Origin of the sequence: Wolbachia endosymbiont (group B) of Ennomos erosarius, from assembly GCF_964026905.1 — a bacterium.
Classification (GTDB): Bacteria; Pseudomonadota; Alphaproteobacteria; order Rickettsiales; family Anaplasmataceae; genus Wolbachia.
Window position 1 is genome coordinate 875,266 of sequence record NZ_OZ034708.1, and the last position, 14,705, is coordinate 889,970.

Consider the following 14,705-nt stretch of genomic DNA (forward strand, 5'->3'; position numbering starts at 1 on the left):
TATATAGATTTTAGTTTCAGGGGAAAGGGGAAAGGTGTAGCACAATAGCTAACGTCATACCGCCACGAACCGTCATACCGTCACGGTATCTCTGAGCCGCTAACACGTAGCGGGATGACGAGCTTATCATCATGCCACCGTGAACCGTCATACCGTCACGGTATCTCTTAGCCGCTAACACGTAGCGGGATGACGAGCTTATCGTCATTCCACAGCGAACCGTCATACCGCCGCGGTATCTCTGAGCATAGATCCCGCTAACACGTAGCGGAATGACGAGTTTTACGCTTATCAAATTATAGGTAAACCTGAATTACTTTAGCTATACCCGAATGAATGGGCTTGTATGTAGTAAGGTTTATTTCTATACTTTTTAAAGAATTTTGAAGTGAAACAAATATGAACTGCTACAAGACTCACACGTGTAAAGAATTAAGGAAGAACGACGTAGAAAAGGAAGTTACCCTCTCTGGATGGTTATACCGTAAGCGCGACCATGGTAACCTAATCTTTGTTGATTTAAGAGACTTCTATGGAATCACTCAACTAGTATTTAATAATGATAAAGATTTTTTTGATGAGATTTCAAATTTAAAATCAGAAAGTGTGATCACTGTTACAGGAATAGTTGAAGCTAGAACTGAAGATACGGTAAATACCTCTATCGCAACCGGAGAAATTGAGGTTGTAGTTAGCAATTTGCACGTTGAATCGGAAGTTGAGTTCCACCGTGATGAAGAAATAGCGAAAGAAGAGAGAAGTATATTAGCGAGCATTGCTGGCGAACAAGAATACCCAGAAAATATGAGATTTAAATATCGGTTTCTTGATTTAAGGCGTGAAAAAGCCCGCAACAATATTATTCTGCGCTCACAAATTATTGCAGAACTCCGCAAGCTCATGATAGAGCAAGGGTTTTTGGAAATTCAGACTCCAATACTTACTGCTTCATCTCCTGAAGGTGCACGTGATTATTTGGTGCCAAGCAGACTAAATCTTGGTAAATTTTATGCATTGCCACAAGCTCCACAGATTTTTAAGCAATTGCTTATGGTTTCAGGGTTTGATAAATATTTTCAAATTGCACCGTGTTTCCGTGACGAAGACGCAAGGGCTGACCGTTCTCCGGGAGAGTTTTATCAGCTAGATCTTGAAATGTCTTTTGTGACTCAAGAAGACATCTTTCAGATTATTGAGTCTACCTTATATAAAGTGTTCGCTAAATTTTCTCGTAAGTCTGTTGATAAAGATTTTCCACGTATTACATATAAAGAGGCAATGCTCAAATATGGTTCTGATAAGCCAGATCTGCGCAATCCACTATTAATCAGCGATGTTACAGAAATTTTCCGTGATTCACGGTTCAATATTTTCAAAAGCAATATTGAGCGTGGTATGGTAGTGAGAGCCATCCCTGCACCTAAAACAGCAGAGGAACCACGCAGCTTCTTTGATAAAAAAATAGAACATGCGCAAAAAGAATTCGGTGCTAAGGGTCTTGGATATATAACGTTTTATAAAGATGGTACTGCGAAAGGCCCAATTGCTAAATTTCTTGATGACAATAGGCTAAACCACATAAGAGAAATAACGAATGTAAAGCCTGGAGATAGTGTGTTTTTTGCTTCTGACAAAGAGAATGAGGCAGCAACAATTGCAGGAAAAGTGCGCACCCTTTTAGGGTCAGAATCAGGTCTTATAGATGATAATATCTTCAAGTTTTGTTGGATCATTGATTTTCCCTATTTTGTATATGACGATAAAAGTAAAAAAATCGATTTCTTTCATAACCCATTCTCCATGCCACACGGTGGTCTGAAAGATTTAGAGGAAAAGAATCCACTCGATATCCTTGCTTACCAATATGATCTTGTTTGCAATGGAATAGAGTTGTCAAGTGGAGCAATTCGCAATAACAAACTGGACATCATGTATAAGGCTTTTGCCATTGCAGGTTATAGCCGGAGAGAAGTTGATACAAAATTCGGTGCACTTGTGCGTGCATTCAGATTTGGAGTACCACCTCACGGCGGAATAGCACCAGGGGTTGACAGAATGGTTATGCTGCTTGCTGATGAGCCAAATATTCGTGAAGTAATCTGTTTTCCTATGAACCAGCAAGGTGAAGATGTTCTAATGGGCGCCCCTTCCAAAGTGGACAATAAACATTTACGTGAACTGTCTTTGCAGGTCATTGAATGAAAAATTTTATAGCGAAGCAAATAGCATATTACATTATGGCAAATTGAAAATCATGAATAATATCCAAAAGGCAATACTATCAAGCATAATCTGCAATATGATTATATGGTATGAAGTAACTCTGTTTGGAGTTTTAACGCATATAATAAGCAACGTTTTTTTTCCTTCAGAAAGTAATTATTTAAGCACAATCAAATTTCTCGGTACCTTTGCAGTTGGCTTTGGATTTAGGCCACTTGGTGCATTTATTTTTGGCTACATTGGAGATAAATCCGGTAGAAGGAAAGTTTTACTTACTTCAGTGATATTAGTTTCAATACCATCTACTGTAATTGGAGTTATACCTGGGTATAAAGAAATAGGAATATTTTCTTCTATACTACTTCTATTGTGTAGAATCATGCAAGGAATGGCAGCGGGTGGAGAAACAAGTATCAACTCAGCCTTTTTAATAGAGCATTCAAGCGATAAAAAAAATCTAGGATTTCTGGGAAGCATGAAACCTTTTAGCGGCGCTCTTGGTTCTCTTACATGCTTTGTAATGATAGCTGTTTGCAAAAAGTTTACAGGTGAAAATTATGAAATTTGGGGCTGGAGATTGCCTTTCTATTTCTGTTTCATTATGGGCATAATAGGTTTTTTAACAAGATATATAATGGAAGAGAGCTTAGCATATAAAGTGCACGATCAAAATAAAAGCTTATCTAATTCTCCATTTTTAGAGTTAATCAGGGACTATAAAAAAGCATTTGTGATAGCAATTGGACTTGGTATTGCTCAAAATGCAATCGTTTATTCAGCAATCATGTTTTACAACATATCTGTAAAAGAACTTATTCTCTCAGGCATCAATATTAAAAATGTAGTAAGGATTATAGTTGAAATTACATTTGGAGCGTCTGCAGTGCTGTTTGCAATACTGTCTGATAAAGTTGGAAGAAAAAATGTAATGATTCCTACATTAGTAGCTCTAGCTTGCGCCGGTTTGCCGGCACTTTCGCTATTATCATATGATAACCACTATATTGTAACGCTCACTTTTCTATTGATAAGCGTACCGATAGGTGCATCTTTTGGAATATATAATTCTCTTGTCTGCGAGTTATTTCCAACGAAAGTTAGGTGCACGGGCTTTAGCCTCGCAAATAACATATCTGCAGGAATTTTTGGCGGCCTTTCTCCATCTGTATGCATATGGCTTATAGAAAAAACCGAAACAAAACTTGCAGCAGGCATTTATCTTACTGCCTGCGCATTAATTAGCCTAATATCTGTGCTTCAAATCAAAGCCAAAGACAGAAAAGTTGATTGGTGAAATCGTTTCAGTCGAAAAATAGCGCTTCAATAGACTTTTCAATGTGCTTAGGAATAGGAGCGGTAATAGTGATTTCTTTATTATTTGGTAATTTTAAAGATAAAGAATGTGAATGAAGGTGAATTTTACTTGCTACTCCATCAATAAAAGCTTTTTTACCACCGTATTTACCGTCACCAAGAATAGGGCAATTTATATGAGCTAAATGTGCACGTAACTGATGGGTTCTGCCGGTAATTGGTTGTAATTTTAAATAAGCAACATTGTGTTTGGATTTTGCTATAATTGAAAAATGCGTAATGGCATTTTGAGGTGAATTTTCATCAACAACTACCTTTTCTTGACCAGAAATATATTTTTTCGCCAATGGATAGTCTATTGTTCCACTATCCTTGCTCGGTATGCCAGAAGTCAATGCTAAATAAGTTTTTTTTACTCTTCGTCCTTTAAATTCCTCCATAAGGTATCTTGCAACATTAGCATTGCGTGCGAATATTATCACTCCACTCGTATCTCTATCTAGCCTATGGACAATTTTAAATGTTTCTCCCTCTCTTATTTGGTCAAGCAAATCACTAATACTAATCTTTACTTTTACGCCACCTTGAACGATGACCCCTGCGGGTTTGTTTATAGCTAATATATATTCGTCTTCATATAATATGTTCTCTCTTAGCAGATTCACTAACTTTTCATTATATTTGCGATCAGAATTAGCGTTTTCAATATAATTCAAGTGCTTCAGCGTTATAGTTTGCCCAGAGTTTACTCTGTCACTAGACTTTGCTTTGCAATCATCAACTTTGATTAATCCTTTCCTTAAAGATTTTTCAATTACAGATTGCTTTAGATCAGGAAAGATTCTTCTGATGTACCTATCCAGCCTAACGTTATCGTCTTCTACTGATATGGTTTTTATATTCTCCATTGCTTTATTTGGATGTATGCTAATATCAGCTATTTGCATGACATAAAATAAAGTATAGCACAAGATATAAACTCTTCGGCTACATGTACTATTTATTTAGTAGATTAAATATGAAGTTTAAAACTCTGCTATTAACTTCCTGTAGAACTAGTGAAAACCAAACTTGCTTAAGACCACTTAATTAGTTATAGTTGTAAGTTTGAGGTACAGTGAAATGACAGCTTTTGTCCCTTTGATCATTTTTTTAATCTTATACCTTGGAAGTGGTGCTTATTTTTCTTTTATCGGAACTGATAATCCACTTCATCAGGTTTCACCAGTAATATGCTTGTTACCAGCACTATTTTTTGCTGTCTCACGTGGTACAAATAAAATTCAACATAACATAGATACTGTTATCAAGGGCATGGGTGACAAAATACCCTTACTATGTGCTTGATTTCTATTTTCCGGAGCATTTTCTGCGGTTACTCAATCAATTGGTAGCGCAGACACTGTTGCTAATTTAATTCTTAATTTCCTTCCAGCACGATTACTACTTCCTGGAGTATTTTTGGCTTCTGCTTTTATTTCAACTGCGATTGGTACATCTATGGGAGTTGTTGCGCTGATGGTACCTATAACGCGAATTCTGGATTAAGGAAGGAAGAAAGTATAGGAAATAGAAGGCTTTTTGGATTTGATGGAATAGGAAATGAGAGTAGAAAAGATATGAACCAAAAAATTAACAGGGGATCTATGGCGAGTGTGTTCAATTTCTAGTCTATTTTTTAGGTAACCAAAAACAGTCTCAATGATAGACCTTTTTCTCAGTAAAATCTTCTCATTTAGCGAAATCAATGCATTTTTCATACCTTTTTTCACCTTGGTAACAAGTTTCAAACCTCGGTCAAACAGCTTCTGAAAAAGCTCTTTTGCAATATAACCTTTGTCACCAAACAAAAGGCCGGTTAATTTTTCCGTCAGATTTGGCACAGGTATCCTATCATCAACATTGCCTTTTGTTAGCGTAAGTGAATGAATTTCACCATTTTCATTGATTACCATATGTAATTTGAAACCAAAAAACCAGCCGTAAGTACTCTTGCTTAATTTTGCAATTCCAGCAAAAACTTTGTTTTGGATATTCTTTTTGCATGACAAACTGCAATGGGAGTTGTGTCTATATATGAAATTCCAGTGTTTTCTGACTGTCCACAAAGCCAATGCAACAACATTGCTAAATGCCACAAAACCCTAGGCTTTAGAGCAACAAACCTGGTATATGAAGGCAACTTTGGAAACTCTGATTTGTAGAGCAACGTTAGGTAATGTAGATAGAAAGTTTTGAAATTTTTACACGGAGATTGTTGATATAGCAGGATTATTGTCATGATTTCGGAGTGCTCAATTTCCGTTGTTCTTGTGGGTTTTTTACCATTTGGCAGTAGTTTACCTGCAAAATTTTTCTCTATATCTCTGCAAAAATCATCGACCAAACAAAACAGTTTGTTATATCTTCCATGGTTAACCTCATCTGTTTTTTTATAACTGCTGAGTTTACCCTGTTTTCTTGCCTTTTCTATTCTCCTTTAATCCAGAATTCGCGTTAGTAGGTGGTGCTGTATTTGGCGATAACCTTTCGATGATATCTGATACCACCATTGCATCTGTTTCTTCACAGGGAGCTTCAGCAAAAGATAAACTTAAAATGAACTCTAAAGTTGCAATTATTGCCAGCATTATAACACTCACCTATCTGGCAGTAATTTCAAGTAGTACAAAAATTATTTCTATATCAAATTTAGATTATTATTCTATAATAAAAATTATTCCTTACATTTCTTTAATAATCATGGGGCTGCTTGAAGTCACCACTTTAGTAACAATAACTGTAAACATAATTATTGCTGGTGTGCTAGGAATAACTTTTTTTGACTATGCTATCATTCAATTTCCTCATGACGTGTATGACGGTTTCAAAAAAGTAAACGAGATAATGATATTTGCTCTATTTATCGGTGGGTTGAGCCATATAATGTACAAACAAGGCCAAAAAGCGTTGCATAAACTCATCGATGAAAGCAATATCACAAAAACTAAAGCTGAATTTGTGATAGCAGGAATTGCGTCTATGTTTACTACCTTAGTTGCCAATAATACCATTGCTATTTTACTAAGTGGTGGCATTGCAAAAAGACTCGCACAGAAACACAGTATTGCGCCACATCGCAGTGCATACTTATTAGATGTTTTTGCTTGTGCTACAAAAGGTATCTTACCTTATGGTTCTCAACTATTGCTGGCAGGTAGCATCGCCTTTGTATCACCTGTTTCTTTATTAACACAGGTATATTACTGCTTTATTTTAGCAGCAGTTACAATAGGCGAAATAATCATCAACAGCAGAAAAGAGAAACATCGTGCGGCTGCAACTTAGAGTTTCTCTTTTTTTTACCCATAAGGAACGGAATTACTTGACAAACTCCGCCAGCCCCCTTATCATGAGACTGAAGGTATTCAGTTATCTTCATCTGTGCAGATTAAACAGCAAGAAAACAACGTAGTTGGCGTCTTATTTTTAATTTTTTGCACTATGTGCACCTTATGTCTTCACAATATTTCTAGGTTTTTACCTATATAAGCTGAAACGCGCTTATAAGTCGTTTAAGACAGTATAGTACGCCAATTTGCAGGATTAGAGAGTGACAACTAGCTAACACGGGGTTTCTTTTGCCTTTTTTTCTGCTTAGTAAATTTCTTAAACATTTAAACAAAGGTGAGTTGCATTTAAAAGCAGCTAAATTGCAGTGTTTAAGACTTTAAAAAACGCCAATACTGAAAATAGACAATGACTAGGGCTTCTTTTGCCTTTTTTTCGTTTGGTAAATTTCTTAATGTTTATAGCTAAAAACGCGAATTCTGGATTAAAGGAGAATAGAAAAGGCAAGAAAACAGGGTAAACTCAGCAGTTATAAAAAAACAGATGAGGTTAACCATGGAAGATATAACAAACTGTTTTGTTTGGTCGATGATTTTTGCAGAGATATAGAGAAAAATTTTGCAGGTAAACTACTGCCAAATGGTAAAAAACCCACAAGAACAACGGAAATTGAGCACTCCGAAATCATGACAATAATCCTGCTATATCAACAATCTCCGTGTAAAAATTTCAAAACTTTCTATCTACATTACCTAACGTTGCTCTACAAATCAGAGTTTCCAAAGTTGCCTTCATATACCAGGTTTGTTGCTCTAAAGCCTAGGGTTTTGTGGCATTTAGCAATGTTGTTGCATTGGCTTTGTGGACAGTCAGAAAACACTGGAATTTCATATATAGACACAACTCCCATTGCAGTTTGTCATGCAAAAAGAATATCCAAAACAAAGTTTTTGCTGGAATTGCAAAATTAAGCAAGAGTACTTACGGCTGGTTTTTTGGTTTCAAATTACATATGGTAATCAATGAAAATGGTGAAATTCATTCACTTACGCTAACAAAAGGCAATGTTGATGATAGGATACCTGTGCCAAATCTGACGGAAAAATTAACCGGCCTTTTGTTTGGTGACAAAGGTTATATTGCAAAAGAGCTTTTTCAGAAGCTGTTTGACCGAGGTTTGAAACTTGTTACCAAGGTGAAAAAAGGTATGAAAAATGCATTGATTTCGCTAAATGAGAAGATTTTACTGAGAAAAAGGTCTATCATTGAGACTGTTTTTGGTTACCTAAAAAATAGACTAGAAATTGAACACACTCGCCATAGATCCCCTGTTAATTTTTTGGTTCATATCTTTTCTACTCTCATTTCCTATTCCATCAAATCCAAAAAGCCTTCTATTTCCTATACTTTCTTCCTTCCTTAATCCAGAATTCGCGTTTTCTAACTGTATAGCCTCAGCAAATATAGAGAGGCTAAAGGGAGTGGCATCACTTAAATAATTAGATGAAAAATTAGGCAGATCATTCTGAAATTCTTGCATTTTCTGTCTATAGCTGACCCAAGCAACACGTCATACCGTCGCGGCGCTAACTAGTAGCGGAATGACGGTTTTTCAAATTGTCGGTAAATCTAAGTCACTTTAGCTATATAATTTTGTTAAACAACTTCCCTTTTGGTCATATCGAACCAAATTTCTTTTTCACACCACCTTTTAAGCCACTTTCGTCAGTTTTTTTGTCATAATGCGGTCAAACACTCCCAATAACCTCTTTAATAGGTTTGGAGTTAGCGAAGAGATAAGATCAACAGATACGTTATTGTTTTTGTCATCACCACTTGCTTTATAGTCTATTGAAATGATTCCCCTACTTTTCCCGCCAGTAAGAAGTTTCCCAATTATAGGAATTTTTAACAAAGATTTATTAATTGAATATGCTGGTATTACCTGTCCTTCAACTTGGAATTTATAATTTCTAATGTCGAGCTTACCGCTAGTGCTAATGCCTAATTCCGCCCCTTCAAGCCAAGATTCTTCAATTTCGACAGAGCCATCTTTGTATGAGAAAGGTACATTACATTTATAAAAGTATACACCTTCATCCTTTATAGCATTCACAATACCAGGAAGCGAAGACATCGATAATAAAGTAGTGAGTAGTGGAGCATCTTTGATATAAAAATTACTAATAGATAACATGCCATAATGTTCTTCATTTTCTCTCTGAGGAGATAGATAAAGAGAAAATTTACCATTTTTGACTGATTTACTAATGCCTAAGGAACGCGAAAGTATACCTGCATTATCTGCATATATTTCGAGCCCTATTCCACTGTATTCCGCTAGTATGTTGCTGCTATCTTCTAGAAACTGTCCTGTAAATTGACTTCCACCGCAATCTCCTTTAGTGCAGGTTACATTCAGCTTAGCATCTTTTATAACAATGCCTTCTTTCATAATTACATTGTCAACATTCATACTAATTTCTATATCTTTGTTTAATCCATTACTGTTTTTGCCAAGCAAGCCTAAAATATCACTCAAATTAATTTTCTCACCATAAATAGTTATGGCATTTTTTTCCTTACCTGATTCAATTTCTATACTAAAATCATTATCAGGCAATTTAAAGCTACTAGAATTTAAATATAAATTTCCATTTCCTACTCTTCCGCTGAATTTTACATCTAAATCACTTCCTACAATGTCTAATTTATCTACTAACAATTCATCGGCACCTTTTAACTTTACAGAGAACAAAACTTTATTGTGATCTTCAAAACGATTTTTCCACCCAAAATAACTTGAACGTGATTCAAGCTCTGATAAATCCATATTACCATTAACATGCCCCGTCTTATCTTGATTTATCACCGATTCTATATTTGCATTAACATAGCCACCTATACTTTCATCAGAATTAAGCATTTGAGCAGGTAAATCTCCGGTCAAATTCCAGGCAAAACTTTCATTCCTATTGCTACTTTTCAGGTCAAATAATAGCTGTGTGTTATTCACCATACCACTACCATTTAAATCTATAAAGTCACTGCCAAAACTAAGCTTAATGTCATATTTACCAAGACTTGCATTATAGACGGCCAAATTGTCAATTTCAGAATGAAAATTTGCTGAGAAGTCTACTTTTTTGTCATCAGCATTTAGATTAAAAATGCGAAAACTGAATACAGATTTTGCCATTCCACTTACTTTATCCCTTTCAACCTTCACCACATCATCCAGCTTAAATCTTATAGGCTCATATAAACCATAAGCATCACTTACAGCTTGGCCATTAATGGTTAGAACTGAATTTTCCTTATTGAGAGATTTCATTTCAATATCACCGCCATTAATAGTGAAATTCTGAAACTTAGCACTATTTACAGTAATTTTAAGATCGTTATTCTTGATAATCAAATCACCCTTTAATTCCTTTACTTGCTCAAAATCTTCATCAAATTTTACGCTACCGTTTTCTATATCAGCAACAATTACAATGTCTGACAGATCGTCATCAACCAAATTGTTAATTTTGCCATTGAAACTTACAATGGTATTTAAAACATTCCCTTCAATATTATCACAATACCAGCTTTTAAATTTACTATTTACTACACTATCTGGTACATAAGTACATAAATCCTTTGCAGCAAACTTACTAATATTAATTCTAAGCAAAGCATGGCTTGTACTAAAGTTCATTTTGCCTATTAAAGAAAGATACATACCATTTAACTTAAAATGGAAGTTTTTTACACTAATAATTCCATCACTATATGTTAAATTTATATTTACATTAGTTAAGGCCAAATTTTTGTCCAAATAATTTTCTGTATTCAATACGTATATATTTCCATCTACAATTTCATCCTTTTTATTAATTTTCACTGAGAAGCTTCCTTTGAATCCTATATTTTTGTCCAAATTGTAGCTTTTAACTAATGTAGAAAACTTGCTCAATAGTCCCAATTTTAGATCATAAAATGTCCCGTACACATTTAGCAAATTGTTGCGATTTTTTATCGTAATTGATAAATCATCCAAAAATCCCTTTCCATCTTTTGTATTCACATGAATATCTAAAACATTAAAATCTTCCCCCTTCCCTATATATAATTTATCAATAAAAAATTCATCTTCTGTGCTTTTATCAATAGCAATGTTAGTAAATTCAATTTTTGAATCCGCATTTAAGTCAAAAAAAAATTCCCTTATTGTTTTTAATAGATTTTTTGCACTACTTTCTGTCATCTTGAAATTCTTCCCTGTCATCCCAGTTGTCATCCAAGTAGCTTGACCACTTGTTTCTTTTTTTCTAGATTCCAGCGTCACGCGCTGGAATGACACCGAAGGAAGGCGGTTATTACTTAAATAATGATTATCCAAAAGGTCTAATGAGTTTTGCGGATTAACATTAGTTTCTTCTCTCTTGATATATACATGCACATTATCAGCTGAAACCTGAGAGAGATTTGTGCTAGCTTTAAATAAGGAACTTAACTTAAAATGTACAAAAAGCTCAGGAACTTTTATAGTAAAATTAGGGTTTGCTATTGCCAAATCCGTAATGACTAAATACGGATCTTTGCCATCTTTCTGCCAAACAACTGAGGTATTCTCCATATTAACGCTTGAGCCAACAAATATTTTTGATATTTTATGTTTAACATAAAAATCAATATAATTAATATTGATTTCTAAAGGCTTAAAAAAAATAAAGAAGCACAATATGAATAATAAAGCTACGGAAAATAATATAGTAATTTTTTTAAGCATCGATTATTGCTTTTCTTGCTAAACTATCAGCCTCCTCATTATACTTATCGCCACTGTGTGCTTTAACCCACTTCCAATCAATTTCGTGTTGTGAAGCAACGTTGTCTAGATCTTTCCACAATTCCATATTTTTTACTGATTTTTTATTACTTGTTTTCCAGCCATTCATTTTCCACTTATTTATCCATTCTGTTATGCCATTCTTAACATAAAGACTATCCGTATATAAATTAATATTACAAGAAAATTTCAATACTTTCAGCCCATTGATCACCGCTGTTAACTCCATTTTATTGTTTGTGGTATTTTCTTCTCTACCATAAATGTCTTTTCTATAATCTTGAAATAATATGATAGCTGCCCATCCTCCCGCTCCAGGATTACCAGAACACGCCCCATCCGTGTATATTATCACTTCTTTTTTACTCATCTTTAACTGTAATGAATTAATAAAGTATATAGTTGCTTTTATGAAAGCACAATTTCTAAAGGTAGTTTAAGCTGCACCTTTAAATTTTATTATAGAAACAAAAAAAAGTGTGACAACGAGCATTACCAAAAGGAAAAGTAAAAAATAGTTTTTATGCTTCTGCCGTTCTTTCATAACTAAAATAAATCAATAGAACAAAAAATAATACTGGCGAATAGGGAAAATAGATAAGAAATTGAATAAGAAAACATTTTTTTCTGTGAGCTGTGATTCTTGAACTTCATAACAGATACAGCGTACCAAATAAAAACGCAACCTTCAAAGGTTGCCATGCTTAGATAAAGTAAAGCCTTTTTCAAAAATAGAGCCGGAAGCAAGCTAGTTAGCACCAGCAAAACACTATAAATTAATATATATTTTCTTGTTTTTTCCGGACCATAAACAATATTGAACATTGGAATTGATGCCTTTGCATAGTCTTCAGACTTATTTAAAGATAGGGCCCAAAAGTGTGGTGGAGTCCACATAAAAATTACTAAAAATAAAATGAAACTTTCCCAACTGACAGAATTAGTCACAGCTGCCCAGCCAATCATTGGAGGAAAAGCACCTGCTGCACCACCGATAACGATATTCTGCGGAGTGCGCCTTTTTAGCCAAATTGTATATATGAAAACGTAAAATAATATGCTAACTGCAAGCAAAGCAGCAGAAATATAGTTTACTGCTATTGCCATTATAAATACTGATAATATTCCAAGAGTTATACCAAATTCAAGCGCGCTTTCTGCAGAAATTCTACCTGAGGGTATAGGGCGGTTTTTTGTCCTTTCCATGAGCAGATCTATGTCTCTGTCATACCACATATTTATAGCACCTGCAGATCCTGAGCCAAGAGCAACACATATAAGAGATATTAGTGCTAGAAAAGGGTGCATACTACCTGGTGCAGTAACCATACCAGCAACTGCAGTAAATACCACAAGATACATTATCCTTGGCTTCAGCAAACGCAAAAAATCCAGTATTGTTGATTCAACATTTAGCAAAACACTTGTGTACATTCTATTTTACCACTGGTGGTTTTTCGAAAGTATGAAAAGGCGGTGGTGAAGATACCGTCCATTCCAAGGTGTCACCTTCCCAAGGATTATCTCCAGCTTTCTTGCCCCATTTAAAGAGATGTATAACTATAAACACAAAAAACATAACTGAAACAAAGGACATATATGAGCCAATTGAGGATATATAATTCCAAGGGATAAACGCATCAGGATAATCAGGTATACGCCTTGGCATACCAGCTAATCCTAAGAAATGTTGAGGTAAAAAAGTGATATTGGTGCTAATAAAAGTAAGCCAAAAGTGGATTTGACCTAAGCGCTCATTATATTGTTTACCCGACATTTTACCAATCCAATAATAAAAGCCAGCAAAAGCTCCAAATAATGCAGCAAGTGACATGACATAATGGAAGTGAGCAACAACATAATAGGTATCATGCAGAAGCTTATCTATTCCACCATGAGAAAGAATTATTCCCGTTATGCCACCGCCAACAAACATGAAAATAAAACCCAACGCAAATAGCATAGGGGTTTTAAACTCAATTGCTCCGCCCCACATAGTTGCAATCCAGCTAAAGACTTTTACACCAGTTATAACACCGATAAAAATTGTGGTAGTGCTAAAAAATGCAGCAGCGTCAGCACTAAGCCCAACAGTGAACATATGGTGAGCCCAAACCATAAAGCCAAATACTGCTATACCTATCATTGCATAAACCATTCCTATGTAACCAAATACAGGTCTGTGAGAAAAAGTTGATACAACCTGACTTATGATGCCAAATGCAGGAAAAATAATTACGTAAACCTCGGGATGACCAAAAAACCAAAATAAATGTTGAAATAACACAGGGTCACCACCACCTGCAGGATCAAAAAAGGAAGTACCAATATTGCGATCAGTAAGAAGCATAGTTATAGCACCGGCAAGCACTGGTAAGGCAACAATCAACATAAACGCTGTTAGCAAGACAGACCAAACAAATAGTGGCATCTTAGTTAATGACATTCCTTTTGCGCGCATGTTAAATATAGTAACTATAAAGTTGATTGCCCCAACAATTGACGACATACCAGCAACATGAAGTGCAAGTATAGCAATGTCAACTCCTGCACTTGGATGGGACATTACCTGTGATAAAGGTGGATATAAAGTCCAACCTGTACCTGGACCTTCACCAATAAACACTGAGAGAATGAGCAAAATAAAAGATGACACTAATAACCAAAAACTTAAATTATTCATACGAGGAAATGCCATATCTGGTGCGCCAATCATGAGAGGTACAAACCAGTTACCAAATCCTCCCATGAGGGCTGGCATTATCATAAAAAACACCATTATCAACGCATGCCCTGTAACCATTACGTTATATAATTGATAGTTATTGTTAAGTATATTAATGTGCATTAGCTGAGTGCGAATAACCACCGATAATAATCCACCAATAATTCCAGCTAATATGGAAAAAATAATGTACAGTGTCCCTATGTCTTTATTGTTGGTGGAAAACAACCAACGCTTTATGCCCTTTGGTGCGTCACTCATATCTATACTCCAAAT

Annotated in this window: 7 protein-coding genes and 4 pseudogenes; 5 read left to right on the top strand and 6 right to left on the bottom strand. The window is 35.2% G+C overall.

The genetic code is table 11. The features are described 5' to 3' along the window. Positions 1 to 399: 399 nt before the first annotated feature. Entirely contained in the window at positions 400 to 2,202 is a 1,803-nt protein-coding gene (gene aspS / locus AAGD95_RS04580; RefSeq protein WP_341818323.1) for an aspartate--tRNA ligase, read from the top strand. Positions 2,203 to 2,254: 52 nt separating this feature from the next. Beyond that, positions 2,255 to 3,517 carry an MFS transporter gene (locus AAGD95_RS04585; protein WP_265035654.1) on the top strand — a complete coding sequence of 421 codons (1,263 nt, stop codon included), beginning with the start codon at positions 2,255 to 2,257 and terminating at the stop codon, positions 3,515 to 3,517. Between the two features lie 7 nt (positions 3,518 to 3,524). On the opposite strand, the gene AAGD95_RS04590 is transcribed toward AAGD95_RS04585, so the two are convergent. Further along, a complete protein-coding gene (locus tag AAGD95_RS04590) occupies positions 3,525 to 4,445 on the bottom strand; it encodes an RluA family pseudouridine synthase (protein ID WP_341818838.1) in 921 nt (306 codons plus the stop codon). Positions 4,446 to 4,659: 214 nt separating this feature from the next. On the opposite strand from AAGD95_RS04590, the pseudogene AAGD95_RS04595 reads away from it, so the two are divergent. Continuing rightward, a pseudogene (locus AAGD95_RS04595) lies at positions 4,660 to 5,067 on the top strand (sodium:proton antiporter); the annotation flags it as partial. 14 nt (positions 5,068 to 5,081) lie between these two features. Here the strand turns inward: AAGD95_RS04595 and AAGD95_RS04600 are convergent. Further along, positions 5,082 to 5,932 (bottom strand): annotated as a pseudogene (locus tag AAGD95_RS04600) (IS982 family transposase). Between the two features lie 101 nt (positions 5,933 to 6,033). On the opposite strand from AAGD95_RS04600, the pseudogene AAGD95_RS04605 reads away from it, so the two are divergent. Next, a pseudogene (locus AAGD95_RS04605) lies at positions 6,034 to 6,864 on the top strand (sodium:proton antiporter); the annotation flags it as partial. 575 nt (positions 6,865 to 7,439) lie between these two features. Continuing rightward, positions 7,440 to 8,290, top strand: a pseudogene (locus tag AAGD95_RS04610) (IS982 family transposase). A 288-nt stretch (positions 8,291 to 8,578) separates the two neighbouring features. Here AAGD95_RS04610 and AAGD95_RS04615 read toward each other — a convergent pair. From AAGD95_RS04615 to ctaD, 4 genes are all read right to left on the bottom strand, one after another. Further along, the gene (locus tag AAGD95_RS04615; RefSeq protein WP_410542075.1) at positions 8,579 to 11,644 is read right to left on the bottom strand and encodes an AsmA-like C-terminal domain-containing protein; all 3,066 of its coding nucleotides are present in this window, start codon (positions 11,642 to 11,644) and stop codon (positions 8,579 to 8,581) included. Then, positions 11,637 to 12,074: a ribonuclease HI gene (gene rnhA, locus AAGD95_RS04620; RefSeq protein WP_341818324.1), complete on the bottom strand. Its 438-nt coding sequence runs from the start codon at positions 12,072 to 12,074 to the stop codon at positions 11,637 to 11,639. Before rnhA ends, AAGD95_RS04615 begins: the two co-directional genes overlap by 8 nt. 176 nt (positions 12,075 to 12,250) lie before the next feature. Next, positions 12,251 to 13,138 (bottom strand): heme o synthase, encoded by an 888-nt coding sequence (locus tag AAGD95_RS04625; RefSeq protein ID WP_341818325.1) that lies wholly within the window; start codon positions 13,136 to 13,138, stop codon positions 12,251 to 12,253. 1 nt (position 13,139) lies between these two features. Continuing rightward, positions 13,140 to 14,690, bottom strand: a complete 1,551-nt coding sequence (gene ctaD / locus AAGD95_RS04630; RefSeq protein ID WP_341818326.1) for a cytochrome c oxidase subunit I — start codon at positions 14,688 to 14,690, stop codon at positions 13,140 to 13,142. Between the last annotated feature and the right edge of the window lie 15 nt (positions 14,691 to 14,705).

What these genes read in the sequence shown, in the direction of transcription:
- aspS (WP_341818323.1), top strand. Translation starts at nt 400, where the DNA reads ATGAACTGCTACAAGACTCACACGTGTAAAGAATTAAGGAAGAACGAC.
- AAGD95_RS04585 (WP_265035654.1), top strand. Translation starts at nt 2,255, where the DNA reads ATGAATAATATCCAAAAGGCAATACTATCAAGCATAATCTGCAATATG.
- AAGD95_RS04590 (WP_341818838.1), bottom strand. Translation starts at nt 4,445, where the DNA reads ATGGAGAATATAAAAACCATATCAGTAGAAGACGATAACGTTAGGCTG.
- AAGD95_RS04615 (WP_410542075.1), bottom strand. Translation starts at nt 11,644, where the DNA reads ATGCTTAAAAAAATTACTATATTATTTTCCGTAGCTTTATTATTCATA.
- rnhA (WP_341818324.1), bottom strand. Translation starts at nt 12,074, where the DNA reads ATGAGTAAAAAAGAAGTGATAATATACACGGATGGGGCGTGTTCTGGT.
- AAGD95_RS04625 (WP_341818325.1), bottom strand. Translation starts at nt 13,138, where the DNA reads ATGTACACAAGTGTTTTGCTAAATGTTGAATCAACAATACTGGATTTT.
- ctaD (WP_341818326.1), bottom strand. Translation starts at nt 14,690, where the DNA reads ATGAGTGACGCACCAAAGGGCATAAAGCGTTGGTTGTTTTCCACCAAC.